Source organism: Bradyrhizobium sp. 132, assembly GCF_023074185.1.
Lineage (GTDB): Bacteria > Pseudomonadota > Alphaproteobacteria > Rhizobiales > Xanthobacteraceae > Bradyrhizobium.
Genome location: NZ_JADPKY010000139.1, coordinates 24934 through 38479, shown reverse-complemented (window position 1 = coordinate 38479; position 13546 = coordinate 24934). Strand labels below are relative to the sequence as shown.

18 protein-coding genes are annotated in these 13546 nt (G+C 63.3%); 7 read left to right on the top strand and 11 right to left on the bottom strand.

What is annotated here, in order from left to right; translation table 11 throughout:
* Positions 1–6 precede the first annotated feature (6 nt).
* From IVA74_RS30805 to IVA74_RS30770, 8 genes are read right to left on the bottom strand one after another with little or no spacing between them, the layout of a single operon-like run.
* Complete coding sequence (locus IVA74_RS30805; RefSeq protein WP_247350519.1) at positions 7–711, bottom strand: acetyltransferase; 705 nt, start codon at positions 709–711, stop codon at positions 7–9.
* Between the two features lie 43 nt (positions 712–754).
* Positions 755–1468, bottom strand: coding sequence for a class I SAM-dependent methyltransferase (locus IVA74_RS30800; protein ID WP_247350518.1), 714 nt, complete (start codon positions 1466–1468; stop codon positions 755–757).
* Positions 1469–1475: 7 nt separating this feature from the next.
* On the bottom strand, positions 1476–2393 hold the full coding sequence (locus tag IVA74_RS30795) for a methionyl-tRNA formyltransferase (RefSeq protein ID WP_247350517.1): 918 nt from the start codon (positions 2391–2393) through the stop codon (positions 1476–1478).
* A gap of 6 nt (positions 2394–2399) precedes the next feature.
* A complete protein-coding gene (locus tag IVA74_RS30790) occupies positions 2400–3170 on the bottom strand; it encodes a TylF/MycF family methyltransferase (protein WP_247350516.1) in 771 nt (256 codons plus the stop codon).
* Positions 3167–4090, bottom strand: a complete 924-nt coding sequence (locus tag IVA74_RS30785) for a glycosyltransferase family 2 protein (protein WP_247350515.1) — start codon at positions 4088–4090, stop codon at positions 3167–3169. The genes IVA74_RS30790 and IVA74_RS30785 overlap by 4 nt, the downstream gene beginning before the upstream one ends.
* 3 nt (positions 4091–4093) lie before the next feature.
* Positions 4094–5623: an amino acid adenylation domain-containing protein gene (locus IVA74_RS30780; RefSeq protein ID WP_247350514.1), complete on the bottom strand. Its 1530-nt coding sequence runs from the start codon at positions 5621–5623 to the stop codon at positions 4094–4096.
* Positions 5623–6357: an SDR family oxidoreductase gene (locus IVA74_RS30775; RefSeq protein ID WP_247350512.1), complete on the bottom strand. Its 735-nt coding sequence runs from the start codon at positions 6355–6357 to the stop codon at positions 5623–5625. Before IVA74_RS30775 ends, IVA74_RS30780 begins: the two co-directional genes overlap by 1 nt.
* A gap of 3 nt (positions 6358–6360) precedes the next feature.
* Positions 6361–6576, bottom strand: a complete 216-nt coding sequence (locus IVA74_RS30770; protein WP_247350509.1) for an acyl carrier protein — start codon at positions 6574–6576, stop codon at positions 6361–6363.
* 490 nt (positions 6577–7066) lie between these two features.
* Between IVA74_RS30770 and IVA74_RS30765 the strand changes: the two genes are divergently transcribed.
* On the top strand, positions 7067–7924 hold the full coding sequence (locus IVA74_RS30765; protein ID WP_247350505.1) for a right-handed parallel beta-helix repeat-containing protein: 858 nt from the start codon (positions 7067–7069) through the stop codon (positions 7922–7924).
* A gap of 116 nt (positions 7925–8040) precedes the next feature.
* Here IVA74_RS30765 and IVA74_RS30760 read toward each other — a convergent pair whose 3' ends face one another.
* Positions 8041–8733 carry a WbqC family protein gene (locus IVA74_RS30760; RefSeq protein ID WP_247350502.1) on the bottom strand — a complete coding sequence of 231 codons (693 nt, stop codon included), beginning with the start codon at positions 8731–8733 and terminating at the stop codon, positions 8041–8043.
* A gap of 323 nt (positions 8734–9056) precedes the next feature.
* Here IVA74_RS30760 and IVA74_RS30755 point away from each other — a divergent pair, with 323 nt between their 5' ends.
* The 3 genes from IVA74_RS30755 (at position 9057) to IVA74_RS30745 (ending at position 11218) form a co-directional block, all read left to right on the top strand.
* Positions 9057–9830 carry a class I SAM-dependent methyltransferase gene (locus tag IVA74_RS30755; protein WP_247350498.1) on the top strand — a complete coding sequence of 258 codons (774 nt, stop codon included), beginning with the start codon at positions 9057–9059 and terminating at the stop codon, positions 9828–9830.
* Between the two features lie 509 nt (positions 9831–10339).
* Positions 10340–11029 (top strand): hypothetical protein, encoded by a 690-nt coding sequence (locus IVA74_RS30750; protein WP_247350496.1) that lies wholly within the window; start codon positions 10340–10342, stop codon positions 11027–11029.
* A 39-nt stretch (positions 11030–11068) separates the two neighbouring features.
* On the top strand, positions 11069–11218 hold the full coding sequence (locus IVA74_RS30745; protein WP_247350494.1) for a hypothetical protein: 150 nt from the start codon (positions 11069–11071) through the stop codon (positions 11216–11218).
* 173 nt (positions 11219–11391) lie between these two features.
* Here IVA74_RS30745 and IVA74_RS30740 read toward each other — a convergent pair whose 3' ends face one another.
* On the bottom strand, positions 11392–12024 hold the full coding sequence (locus tag IVA74_RS30740) for a class I SAM-dependent methyltransferase (protein ID WP_247350492.1): 633 nt from the start codon (positions 12022–12024) through the stop codon (positions 11392–11394).
* Between the two features lie 188 nt (positions 12025–12212).
* On the opposite strand from IVA74_RS30740, the gene IVA74_RS30735 reads away from it, so the two are divergent.
* Positions 12213–12689: a tetratricopeptide repeat protein gene (locus tag IVA74_RS30735; RefSeq protein WP_346730988.1), complete on the top strand. Its 477-nt coding sequence runs from the start codon at positions 12213–12215 to the stop codon at positions 12687–12689.
* Here the strand turns inward: IVA74_RS30735 and IVA74_RS30730 are convergent.
* Positions 12686–13078, bottom strand: coding sequence for a hypothetical protein (locus tag IVA74_RS30730; RefSeq protein WP_247350490.1), 393 nt, complete (start codon positions 13076–13078; stop codon positions 12686–12688). The genes IVA74_RS30735 and IVA74_RS30730 overlap by 4 nt on opposite strands.
* 1 nt (position 13079) lies before the next feature.
* Between IVA74_RS30730 and IVA74_RS30725 the strand changes: the two genes are divergently transcribed.
* On the top strand, positions 13080–13250 hold the full coding sequence (locus tag IVA74_RS30725; RefSeq protein ID WP_247350489.1) for a hypothetical protein: 171 nt from the start codon (positions 13080–13082) through the stop codon (positions 13248–13250).
* 79 nt (positions 13251–13329) lie between these two features.
* Entirely contained in the window at positions 13330–13494 is a 165-nt protein-coding gene (locus IVA74_RS30720; protein WP_247350488.1) for a hypothetical protein, read from the top strand.
* Positions 13495–13546: the final 52 nt, after the last annotated feature.

The following is a 13546-nucleotide window of genomic DNA, read 5'->3' as shown; positions in this document are numbered from 1 at the left end:
TGAGTCCTAGTGGTGGTTCTTGAGCAGCTTGATGAAGCGCAGGCTGTCGATGCCCATGGCGGGCGTCGCCTCGACGACATGAACCGCGCGCTCGTCCGTGTCCTTCGTGATCAGCGCGTTGGCGCCGATGAACGACTGTCGGCCGACGCGGACGCCGTTGGAGATGTTACAGTTGCTGCCGAGATAGGCGTAGTCGTCGATCGTGACGTCGCCGTTGAGCACGACGTGTGAGGCGAGGAAGGCATGATTGCCGATCCGGCTGCGGTCACCGATCTGGCAGCCGCTCCAGATCACCACGTTGTCGCCGATGACGGTGTCGAAATTCACCGACTGGTTTTCCAGGATGAAGCAGTTCTCGCCGATCTCGCAATGCCCAGCCAGCCGGTTCGATCCGTGCACATAGGAGATGAAGCGGTAGCCGAGCGACTTCAGGAGCTCGTACTTCTCCGCCCGTAGCATGTTCATGCGCCCCGATCCGAGTGGCACGAAACCCAGGAAGTCGCCCGGCGGGAAGCGGCCAACGGCCTCGTCGGCGGCAACCACCGGGCGACCCTTGAACTCGGCTGCGGTGAGGAATTCGCGATCGACCACGTAGCCGCTGATTTCGTGTGGCGTATCCCATTCGAAATAGCGGCGGGCGGTGTCTGCGCCCTGACCGGCTCCGAAGATCACGATGCGGCGCGGCCGCTCCTCGCCGGAATACAAAGGCATTGTCGGATGTCCAGGTCAGGTGTCTTGCTCGGGCGCCCGAACGTCAGCCGGCCTTTCGGCAGGCTACGGTCCAGACATGCTCTTCGATACCCCAGAAATCGTTGCGGCACGAGCCAATTTCGAAGTCAATGAACGCCGGCGAAAGCGCGCTCGCGATCTCGGCTTCGTTGTCGAACTTCTTGAGCACGTAGCCGTTACGCAGGCCGTAGGGATCGGCGGTGATCTCCATGTGCCCATCGCCGTGATCCTTGGCCCCGCGCAACACGTATGTGGAGCCGATCGGAGCCGAGAACACGAAGGATCCGCCGGGGCGCATCACGCGGGCGATCTCGCGAACATTGTCAGGGAAGCGCGTGCCGGGATCGACATAGTAGCAGGCGTGACAGGCGAGGACGCTGTCGAAGAAGCCGTCGGGGTAGGGAAGGGCGTGGTTACGCCCGACGGCAAGGGTCGCCTCGACGCCGAGATTCCTCATTCGCGCCCTGGTGAGATCGCAGATTTCCTGCGAGATCTCGGTGCCGTGAACCTCCATTCCGAGATTGCGGAGCAGCGGCATGTTGCGGCCGTCGCCGCAGCCGAGATCGAGCACGCGCTTGCCGTGGTAGCTGGCGGCGTCGGTCACGTGCCGCGGATAATTTCCGAGATAGGCGCGGACGACGAATTCAACGGGATAGACATGCACCGGATTGCGCTTCTGGTAGAAAGCGCCATAGGTGCCGTCGATCGCAGCCGGTGACTTTCTCTCTTCGTCGGTCATGGTGTCTTCAGAATCGGTTGCCGGGGCGGATGTGAAGGGCGATGTCGTCGGGCCGGAGGATCGGAAACAGATCGTAATCCTCGATCAGGAGGCACCCGTCGACGCAGGAGACGACGAAGGACATGTTCTCGAACACTTTGCAGATTGTGCCGGCCCCCTGCGCACGATAGTCGTCGAAGTCGATGATCGAGGCCTTGTTGATGGTCACGCATTTGTTCAACAGGAATGCGTGGGCCGGAAAATAGGGTCTTGCGTGCACGCGGATCTGGTTGCGGATCTCCGATCGCGGCTGATGCCAGTCGATCCGGTATTGCGGAGCGATCCTGTTGTAGTAGGAGCCGCCGGCAGGCTGCTTTCGCGCCGTCAGTTCCCCGCGCAGAACCTTGTCGAAATTCTCGATCAAGAGATCGGCGCAGAGTTTCATCGATCTCTTGTAGAGCTCGTGCCCGGTCTCATCGGGCCCGATCGGGTGAAGCCGCTGCACCAGGATGTCGCCGGTGTCGATCCCTTCGTCCATGTAGTGCAGCGTGACGCCGATCTCCTTCTCGTTGTTGAGGATGCACCACGGTGTCGGGAAGGTGCCACGATAATGCGGCAGCAGGCCGGGATGCACGTTGATGCAGCCGAGCGGGGGAATGGCGAGGAGGCGGCGCGGAAAGATGCGGGGATAATAGGCGCAGACGATCAGGTCCGGCGCCATGGCCTCGATCTCGGTCAGGAACGTGTTGTCGATCCGCTTCGGCGTCAGCGCGGTCACGCCCTTTTCTAGGCAGAGATCGAGCGTCGCCCGATAGCCGTAGATTTCGTCGCGCTGCGTGCGCTGGGTCACCACGGTGAGATCGATGCCGTTGCGCGCATGCATCCACGAGAAGACATCGTTGCCGATGTCCTGCGACGTGAACAGCAGAACCTTGGTCTTCTTCATCGCGGCCTATTCCTTGATGAAGTAGCCGCCGGGCCGGATCGAGTACGACAGCTTGCGGACGCGGGGCAGAGGCTGCCCGATCTCCTTGAAATAGTGTTCGAAGGCGGTTGTCTCGCCAAGCCAGGGCGGCGTGCCGTACCCGTTCATTGCGACGACGCCGCCGCGCACGAGCAGGGGATAGAGCGCGCGGAACGCGGTCAGCGTCGGCTTGTACAGGTTGACGTCGAAGAAGATCATCGACAGTCGTGTGCCCTGGTTGCCGGCGGCGAAGGCCGGCACTGTCTGGAGGATATCGCCGGAAATCACTCGGCAGCGCTCGACGCCGGGCAGCAGATTGTCCTGGTTCGTCAGCTTCACCATGCGCTCGAGGTAGCGGTCCGGCACCTCCTTGCGCCCAACCACGCTCTCGATCCAGGGCCTGGGATCGCCGTCCTCCGGCGCAAAATCCTGGTAGCCGCCGCCGCTTTCGAAGCCGAACACCTTGCGCGAGCGGTCACCCGGGACGAACGTCTCGAGCAGCTTCGACCACGTGAAGAGACCGGCGCCGAGGAAGACGCCGAGCTCGACGATGGAGCCGGGCAGGTCCATCACCATGCGGAACAGGTCGTAGTCCGCCAGCAGGCGCGTCATTTCCCGCCGTCTGACGAAGGCCGGATAATTGATGAGCGTCTCCTGCAGCGAAATCTCGCCATCATCCAGGATGCTCTTGAGCTCCGACCAGTGCTGCTCCTCTCTGGATTGATAGGCCGCGCGGGCGGGATCGATCTTCTCGGTCATGGCTGAGCTCTCTGGTGGACCCTGCGGACGATGACGTAGGGGCGGTTCTTGGTCTCGACGAAGATGCGCGACACGTAGATGCCGATCACGCCAAGGCAGAACACGATGATGCCGCCTATGAACCAGATCGAGAACATCAGAGAGGCCCAGCCCGCCGAGGCGTTGTAGATCAGCTTCTGAAGGATCACAAAGATGCCGAATGCGAAGGAGATCATTGCGATGATCATGCCGCACATGACCATCAGGTTCAGCGGCACGGTGCTGAAGGAAGTGATGCCGTTGACGAGCGTGCCGAGCCGTAACCGGGCAGAATAGGTCGTGTCGCTGCGATGCCCCTTCGTGATGGACGCTCCGACCTGGCGAAATCCGGTGATCACCCAGAGCCCGCCGATCACGGTGTTGCTTTCGCGGTGTAGCAGCAGGGCGTCGACATATTCGCGCCGCATCAGCCGTACCGTGCACTGGTTCAGGGGAATGTCGATCGAATAGAGTTTGTTGATCCAGTACCAGGCAACCCGGCCGCCGGCGCTCTCGAAGGCGCCGCCCTTGCGTTGCTCCTGGAAGCCGTAGACCACGTCGCAGTCGGTCGCCTTCATCCTGTCGATGAATGTGCCGAGTAATGCCGGATCTTCCTCGAGGTCGCTGTCGATCAGGAAGCACAGTTCGCCGCGTGCGTGGTCGAGGCCGGCCATCAGCGCCTTGTGGTGGCCGAAATTGCGCGAGAGTTCGACGACGCGCAGATGCGGGTCGCTTTCGGCGAGCGCGCAGGCGAGCTTGAGCGAATTATCCGGCGAGCCGTCGTCGACCATCACGATTTCAAAGTCGTCGGTGATGCGTGCCGCGGCCTCGCTCGCGCGCCGGTGGAACTCCGCGATATGGGCGGCCGACCGGTACAGCGTGGTGACGATCGAGAGCTTCATCGCTTAAGCCATCTGTTTAATGAACGCGCGCGCCGCCTTGCGGTCGACCTTGCCGTTGGCGTTGCGCGGCAGTTCGTCGAGCTGGACGATCGTCGCGGGGCACATATAGGCCGGCAACATTTCACGGCACCGGGCTGTGATCTCCTTTGACGGGATGACACGATCGGCAACGTAGGCAACCGCGATCTCGGTTCCGTCGGAGCCGTCGAGGACAACCGCGAGGGCGCGCCGGACGCCAACAAGGCTCTGCACAGCGAGATCGATCTCCTCGAGCTCGATTCGATGGCCGCGGATCTTCACCTGGTTGTCGACCCGGCCCTGGAACCAGAGGCGCGCGTTCTCGTCTTCGCGGACGCGGTCGCCGGAGCGGTAGAAGATCGACCGGTAACGATCGTGCCGCGGATCCTGGCGAAACCGCTCCGCGGTCTCCTGCGCATTTGCATAGTAGCCGAGGCCGACGCAGGGGCCGCCGATCCACAGCTCGCCGGCTTCGCCCGGCGACACGGGCTTCTGCTCGTCGTCGAGAATGACATATGTGAAATCCGGATGCATCGGGCCCAGCGGCGGAAACTCGCTGTCGGGCGCCGTCAGGATGTCAGGTGTGATCTCGATGCTGGAGCAGATGCAGCTCGTCTCGGTCGGGCCATAGACGTTGACGAGGCGGGCGCGGCCCGCGAAGCGGGCTTGGAACTCGCGCAATTTGCCGATCGGGTAGCCCTCGCCGCCGAACTGGAAGGTACGCAGATCGGGGAAGGCTTGCGGCGTCAGCAGGCCGAGCTGGTCGAGGATCAGAAACAGCGTCGGTACCGCAAACATCACGCTCGCTTGCCCTGCGCGGATGACCTTCACCCAGCTTGCCGGATTGCTGACCTCCGAGGTCTCGACCGGCACCAGAGCCGCGCCGTTGAAGAGGCCGCAATAGACGTCGAACACCGAATTGTCGAAGTGCAGCGGGTTAATGCCGGTAAAGCGCTCATGCGGCGAGGCCCGCAGCATGTCCTTCGCCCATGCGATCAGGCTCAACACGCCCTGATGCGGGATAACGGCGCCCTTCGGCTCTCCGGTCGAGCCTGACGTGAACATGACATAGGCCGGGTCGGTCCCGGCGATCGGCTGCGTGTCGGCCGCATGCGGACGCGTCGCGTCACCGAGCCAGCCTTCGTCCGCGCCGTCCGATAGCTTCACCGCTGCACCAAAGGGATTGGCGGTGTCGGACGAGCTGAACAGCAGTTTCGGACGAAGCTGCGCCAGGATACGCAGGCTGCGCTCGGCCGGATTCTTTGGATCGATGAACACGTAAGGCGCGCCCAGCCTGAGACAGCCGAGCAGCAGGGCGTAGGTGATGCGGCGCTTGGGGAGCTGCAGTGCCACCACGTCGCCCTTGACGATCCCGCGTGCGGCGAGCGCCGCGGCGCAGCGCTCGGCCAGTGACTTCAACTCGCCGAAGCTGCAGACGGTCTCGCGCAGGATCAGCGCCGGCGCGGCCTGCGCGGCATCGGCGATCCCTGCGAAGCTGCTCCACAGATCCGTCATCAAAGACGCAAGCCTCCGTCGAGCTTCACGACCGTGCCGTTGGCAAAGCTGTTGGCTGCGAGGAACTCGATGGCGCTGACGATATCGTCGAGCTGCCCGAGGCGGCCGACCGGTGTCTTTTGCACATAGCCCTGGAGCCGCTCGTCGGCGACTGCATCGCGGGTGGTCGCGACGTCGATGAAGCCGAGCGCCAGCGCATTGACGCGCACGCCAAGCGGCCCGAGCTCGATCGCCATGGTGCGGGTCAATCCCTCGATGCCGGCCTTGGCGGCGCTGTAGGCGGACTGGCCCGCGTTCCCTTCGCTGGCGATCGACGAGAAGTTCACGATCGCGCCGCCGCCGCGTCGCGCCATGCGCGCGGCGACCTGGGCCGCGACGACAAAGGGCGCCGTCAGATTGGCTTCGATGACGTTTCGCCACGAGCTTAGACCATGGGTCACAAGTTTCGCGCCCTTGAAGCTGAGCGTGGGTTCGTTCCAGATCAGGCCGACGGCGTTGATCAGCAGGGCGATCGACGCATTCGCGGGAATGGCCTCTGCCAGGGTCTGCCGAAGCTGCGTTTCATCGGTGAGGTCGAGCGTCCGGGACACGGTCTGCGGATGCAGCGGGATATCGATGGTGCGGTCGAGCGCCAGGACCGGATGTCCCTTGCTTGCGAAATGTGCCGTCAACCCACGCCCAAGCGCGCCGCCGGCGCCTGAGACGACTACCCAGCGATCATCGGTCGGAGTCATCACTCATCCGGCCTTCAATAGCCGCTCGACGTCGCCGACCGACTGAAGGCGCTCGATATCGTCCTCGGAAAGTTCCCTTCCGACTATCTCCTCGAGCCGCAGCACAAGCCGCACGCCCTTGAGCGAATCCCAGCCCTCGAGTTCCGCGAGAGGCGTGTCGCCGGCGGGAATTGGAACGCTACTTCGGAGCACTTCTGCGATCAACTCAGTCGCCAGCATCATCGTCTCTTGGGGAACCTCCGGCGATCGCTAAAAACGCCGTGGTATTGCAATATCTTAGGCGGTCGTCATGGGGCGGCCGCCGGGTCGTGCCTTTCATACGGCAAGTGGGCGGGAGGCGCAAATGCGGAGAGCCGGCACAATCTCAGGGAGATTGAAAGCAAAAATGCACGCGCGTTGAACCGGCGTCGTATTTCACGGACATATTTACGGGGGTGGTCCCGTCTCTCCGGCGGAAATTTTGTTAGCTCAGCTCATTTGCTCTGATATTTGTTGTTGGCGTAATCGGTCGCTCTGGCATGCACGGAGGGATTGCTCGGGAGGCGGTTGCGATCATTTCCACGTCGAGAGTGCTGCGCGATCGACCTCGGGGGCGGTCCAAGATAGACGGATACCGCATTCATTTTAGAAGGCCGGGAAGAAATCCTGGCCATAAGGAGTTTCATTATGCGCCGTTTAGCCTTTTATTGCACTAGCTGTCGGCCTATTCGTGCCTTTCCTTGCCTCGGCTCCGGCTCAAGCCCAGGCGACGCGTACCTGGGTGTCGGGTGTGGGGGATGACGCCAATCCGTGCAGCCGCACGGCGCCATGCAAGACTTTTGCCGGTGCGATCTCCAAGACTGCCGCCGCTGGCGAGATCAACTGCATCGATCCGGGCGGGTTCGGCGGCGTCACCATCACCAAGTCGATCACGATCGATTGCAGCGAGGTTCCCGCCTCGGTGCTGGTCTCCGGCACCAACGGCATCACCATCAACGCCGGGACGGCCGACCGGGTCATTCTGCGCAACATCCGGGTGATGGGCATCAACACGGGGCTGGTTGGCATCAAGATATTTGCCGCAGCAGCGGTATCGATCGAGAACTGCATCGTGACCCAGTTCGCGCAGCAGGGCATCAGCGAAGCGCGGACGGCAGGAAACACCAGCCTGTTCATCCGTAATACTGTCGTCAGCCACAACGCGTCCACCGGCGTCGGCCTTGGCGCGACGAATCCCAATCGGGTCGTGATCGAAGGCAGTCATCTGATCAACAACTTGTTCGGAATCGCCGCCGCGACAGGTAACAGCGCCAGGATCACGCGCTCGGTGATGTCCGGTAACACCACCGGCGTCGAAGCCGATTCCGGCGGTGCGCTCAATATCGACAGCAGCTCGATCACGGGCAATACCAACGGCGTGCTGTCAACCAACAACATCCGCCTGTCGAACTCCGACGTCTCGTTCAACAACACCGGCTTCAGCGGTGGGTCTATTACCTATGGCAACAACCGCACGCTTGGAAATACCGCACTTGGTACGGCGCCCACTGCAGCCGGCGGCGCCACCAGCAATCTCGGCGAGCAGTAAGCGCGCACGCCTTCGTCGCAATCCACGGCCTCTGTCATGGGGCTGCGCGACCCAACAATCGAAATCCCGGGGCTCGTCCCGGGATTTGTGTTGCGAGCCCGAAAGTCGCCGGCGCATCAGCCCTCGGGCTTGCGCACGAAGTGCCGCGCCTCGGGGCCGGTGTTGAAGATCAGGTCGAGCACGCTGACGGCATGCTCGAACCCGGCATGGAGCTGCGGATAGTCGGGATAACCTTGATAGCTCATCCACTCCGTGGCGATACCGGCGGAGGTAAACTCCGCTTCGTCGAAATAGGCACGAGCGGACGGGCCGCTGAGATAGCGATCGGCGCCGGCGGCCCGGGCGATCGAGAGCAGTCGCGCCGTCTTTATGCCCTCTCCGGGATAGGCCGTATCCCGGACGATCCGCGTCTTCAGCCCGAGCAGGCCCACGATCTCGCGCGTGAATAGCTCGTTGACGCCGGTCAGGCGGGGCTCCCTGTCCGCGCGTTCGTACCAGGCGCGGACCGCAGGCGCGAATACATCGAAGAACGGCGCACGACGATAGGCGAGCTCCAGCGTTCGCCAATGTTTCTCGGCCCAGGGCTTTTCGATCTCGACCTCGTCGATCGGCTGGTCGAACCGTCCCTTCGTCACGACGGGAATGGTCAGCCACTCGACGCCATTGGCGGTCTTGATCCGGTTGCGGTTGTGCCAGTGCCGCTTCACGTATTGCATGCGATCGAAGATTACGTATTCGTCGCATTGCCCGATCAGGTCGAAGAAACCCTTCCAGGGAATGTAGCAGGACTGGATGATCGAGATTCGCACAGGTTTGACTTCAGGGCACCAGACCGCGTGCCGCGATGGGCTTGACGCGCGTGGTTGATCCGAACAGGTTGCCGGTAGGGCCCTCGTCCGGCCCTCCATCAGGGCCGTGTTTACAGTGACTCCGCGATGAATTCACCCCTAAATGTCGGTCGCGCCGAACCCGCGGCGACCGTGTGTTTCGCATGACCGGTCCGGCTCGAGGGCGCCGCCGATGCCCCGCATGCGGCACCGAAGAGGGAATCAACGATCACGAGCCGATCTGGCCGGTCGGCTGGCGCTGCCCGGCTTGTACGAACGTAGTCGCGGAGCGCGAAGGCATCCCGATGTTTGCGCCTGAGCTCGCAGATACGATCAGCGGGATGGACCCGCATAATTTCGAGGCGCTTGCCAAGGTCGAAGACGAGCATTTCTGGTTCGTCGCGCGCAACGAACTGCTGGTCGGCCTTGCCGAACGCTTCTTTCCTACGGCGTGCCGGTTCCTCGAGATCGGCTGCGGCAACGGCGTCGTGCTGCGTGCCTTCGCGCAATCGCGCCAGTGGCGCCGGCTGGTGGGGTCGGAGCTGCATCCGTCCGGGCTCACATTTGCCCGCACGCGCCTGCCGCAGGTTGAATTCGTGCAGATGGACGCACGTCATATTCCGGCACGCGGTGCGTTCGACCTCGTCGGTGCGTTCGATGTCATCGAGCACATTGCCGACGACGAGGGCGTCCTGCGCGCGATTCGCGCGGCAACGGTGGACGGCGGCGGCATCATCGTCGCCGTGCCCCAGCATCCCTGGCTGTGGAGCCGCGCTGACGAGATTGCCTATCACGAACGGCGCTACCGCCGCGGCGAACTCGAAGAGAAGATGCGTCGCAATGGCTATGAGGTGCTGTTCTCCAGCTCGTATACGTCACTGCTGCTGCCGGTGATGGTCGCAAGTCGGCTAATGAGCCGCGGCAAGCCCGGCACCGAGGAGGTCGAACGCGAATTCACGCTCGACCCGCGCGTCAACGGTATTTTCTCTGCGATCCTGCGTGCCGAGGTGACCATGACACTTGCGGGCCTGCGCTGGCCGGTCGGCGGCAGTCGCGTCGTGGTTGGACGGGCGGTATAGTTCGGCTGCGTGACGCTGACGGGAATGATCTGCCGGGTGAGCCGTTGCGCCGGGCGGCCGTCCCGCAGGCCAAGGGGCTGATGCACGCCCCGATGGAACTCGAGGCGTTGTCCACGAGGTCGTCATCCCCTTGGTCCCCGATTGCCAAATCTACGAGGTTTGGCAGGTGGAAGGCCAACTCCCAGATCCGATGCCGCCGAAGCGCCTTCCGTCGCGCGTCCTGGGGTTGCAACGAAATGTTATACTATGTTGCGTCGAGCTGACGCGGGACCAGAACCCAATTCGATTTATTTGCGCCTAAACCCCAAGGCTCTCGATAAGGCACTCTGAATGCCCTACGGCCCGCTCGTGGCCGGGATCGCCTGCGGTCTGCCGGTCAAGACCTGCGCTGACCCGTTCGAACCTGACGCGTTCGCATATCCCTTTTCAACCTCAACCGGGAATTGAGGTCCATTGGCACCAAATTGACGGCCGTTGCGGGAACGGCGCTTGCATTCTTTGTCCTCTCGATGCCCACGCATGCGCAGGCCACACGCACCTGGGTGTCGGGCGTTGGCGACGACGTCAACCCGTGCAGCCGCACGGCACCTTGCAAGACGTTCGCGGGCGCGATCTCCAAGACGTTCATCAATGGCGAAATCGATTGTCTTGACGGGGGCGGCTTCGGTACCGTGACCATTACCAAATCCATCACGATCGACTGCACCGGCGGATTCGGCTCCATCCTAGCGAGCGGCACCAACGGCATCATCATCAACATCGCCGTGAACGCCAACGATCCGCTCCGCACCGTCCGGCTGCGCGGCCTGACCATCAACGGCACCGGCGCTTCGGGGACGATCGGCACACGCACGGGTCTGCGCCGAATCAACATCTTGCAAGCCGCCGCGGTGATGGTGGAGGACACGATCATCAGCGACTTCACGCTGCAGGGAAGCTCGGACACGCGAAGCACCGCTGGGAAGCTGTTCGTCCGCAACTCCGTGATCAGGAATAACAGCGGCACGGGGGCTGGCGTTGCTGGCGCGTCCACCAACACCGCCTCGGTCGAGAACACCCACTCGATCAACAATGGGTTCGGCGTCGCGGTTGGAAACGGCAATCGCGTCAGCATCAGCCGCTCCGTCATGTCCGGCAATACGTCCGCCGGCGTCGAGGCGGATGCGGGCGGCGTGGTCGGAGTGGACGAAACGACGTGACCGGGAACGTGACCGGCCTTCAGAACGGCGGAACCATCCATGACGATCTCGAACCTGAACGTCTCGTTCAACGGAACCGCGATTACCGGCGCGACGGCGTCGTTCGGCAACAACCGCATCTTCGGCAACACCGCAGCAGGCACAGCTCCGACCGTCGGCGCAGCATCGACCGATCACGGCCAGCAGTGATTGTGCAACTCGCTTCGCTGCAAGCTTGCGCGAGGAGAGAAGCAGCAAAGGCAAGCCCCGGGCGCGCGTCGCCCGGGGCTTTGCATTTGCGGGAAGCACGCTGGCTTCGCCTGCGTTGGATCAAGGGGAGCGCCGCGTCACGATTGTCCGCGCGGCCTGACCGGCGCGACAACTCAAAGTGAGGGCGCCTGAGCGCTTTGAGCTACCATGACGAAGTGATCGTAGGGCACCCGCAGCAGGTCGTGAAAGACGCGGGGTTGAATATCGTAGCCGAGGCCGCTCATTAAACCCAGATAGCCCTCCGGTGTCCTGATGTTCATCCCGGAGTCGAGATTGTTGATGAACTTGGCGATCGCGCGCTGGCGGGGAAGCCAGACGTTGTCGATCGTGGTGATCCTTCCGCCGTGCTTGAGCAGCGGCTTCAACGACTTGAACATCGCCTTGGCCTGATCATCATCGAGATGATGAAGGATGGCGGATACGTTGATCAGGTCGAAGCTGTTCCCGTCCTGATGCAGCTGATCGGCCGAGCCGACGATGAAGCGGCCGCGACTGCCGTAGAGCTGGCGCGCGAATGCGATGTGGTTCTCGTTGTGATCGATGCCCGTGTAATCCAGCGCGGGCAGATAAGCGAGAACATTGGCCGGCCCGCAGCCAACGTCCAGCATCTTGATGCCGGGGGCTGGCTCGAGCACCTCGCTGACGTATCGCCTGATCGCATTGTCGGCGCCGAGCGCGGACATCAATCCCTTGTAGACTGCGGGAAGCCGGATCGCTCGATACAGGCCGGTAATTCGCTCTGCCACGTCGTTCTCCCGAAAGCGAGCTGTTCGCCGTCGCCGCGGACCTATAGAAGCTCGGGATCGCAGAAGCCAGCCAGGGGCTGTGGATTTTTTGAGGCTGGACGTCTAGTGTCGCAAGGATGAGCAGCCATCGAAACGATCGCGTTCCTCCGTTGCGTTCGGCCACTGACCGCGTCTGGAAATTGCGATCGTTGTTCGCCTCGCTGCTTGTCCTCGTTGCGGTGAGCGGTCCTCTGCACGCCCAATCCCTCGGCCAGGGCGTCGCCGCCTTCAAGCGGCAGGATTATGTGGCGGGCTCGCGGGCGTTCATTCCGTTGGCCGAACGGGGCAATGCCACCGCGCAGTCGCATCTGGGCTTCATGTTCGAGACCGGCCGCGGCGTGCCGCAGAATTATACCGAAGCCGCGATGTGGTACCGCCGCGCCGCGGAGCAGGGCGACAGCCTCGCCCAATTTTCTCTCGGCCTGCTTTACGATCGCGGGCAGGGCGTGCCGCGGGACATTGTCGAGGCCTCGAGATGGCTCAATCTCGCGACATCGGCGGCGCCGCCGCGGGCACGCGAGGCGCGGGCTAGGATCCGCGATGCCGTCACCACCAAGATGACCCGCGCCGAGATCGCGGAGGCGCGCATGCGCGCCCTCGAATGGACGCCGAGCCGCGAGCACTAAGGCGTTCTAGCCGGCCAGAGGGCCAGCCAGATCGTGGGCCAATCGGCCGCCAAAACCTCGGCGAGCCAGCCCAGCCCGATTGCCGGCGTCAGGAACAGGCCGAACGGCAGGAAGGCTGTCGCGCTCAGCGACTTTCTTCGCAGTGCAGCATTGAAGACATAGGCGGCAATCGCCGAGAGCGCCGCCAGCTCGATCGCCACGGCGACCGTTGTGAGATCGAGCCAGGTACCGGCAACCCCCGCCAGCTTGACGTCGCCGAGCCCGAGCCCGTCACGGCCGCGCCTGCGCCGGTACGCCCCAGATGCGCGAGCTGAGGTCCTGCGAGCCGACGACGGCGTTTGCCACCGACCTGCGCGGAGCCGCCGCCCGCCGCCCCGTGCGGTGGCCACGATGCCCGTCGAGGAGACGGGCGCGTCCCCGCCGCCCAAGGTGACGGAGGCGGCGCCCCCTCTGATCCTGGTGGGAGCCGTGGTGGGGGAAGGCGATGCCATCGCGATTCTGATCGACCGGACCGACCAGACGATGGTTCGGCTGCGCCAGGGCGAATCCCGCTCCGGTTGATCTCTGAGCGAGGTCCAGCCGCGTGAGGTGACCCTCAAGCAGGGCGATCGCAGTGAGGTGCTCGTGCTGCAGCGCCTGGATGGACCGCTTGCTCCACCGCCACCGGCCGCTGCCCGGAATGCCGGGTGTGGCGGGCGTGCCCGCCAATGGCGGCAAGCTGGTGGCGCCGACGGCGGCCGATCAGTCCTTTGCGCCCTTCGTGCCGCGCTCGACACCCAAGAACGGAGAATCGGACGGGCTCTAGGGAGAGTGTGGTTTTGACGCGCTTTCTTGACGTGAGCCGGTCTCAACTTCGC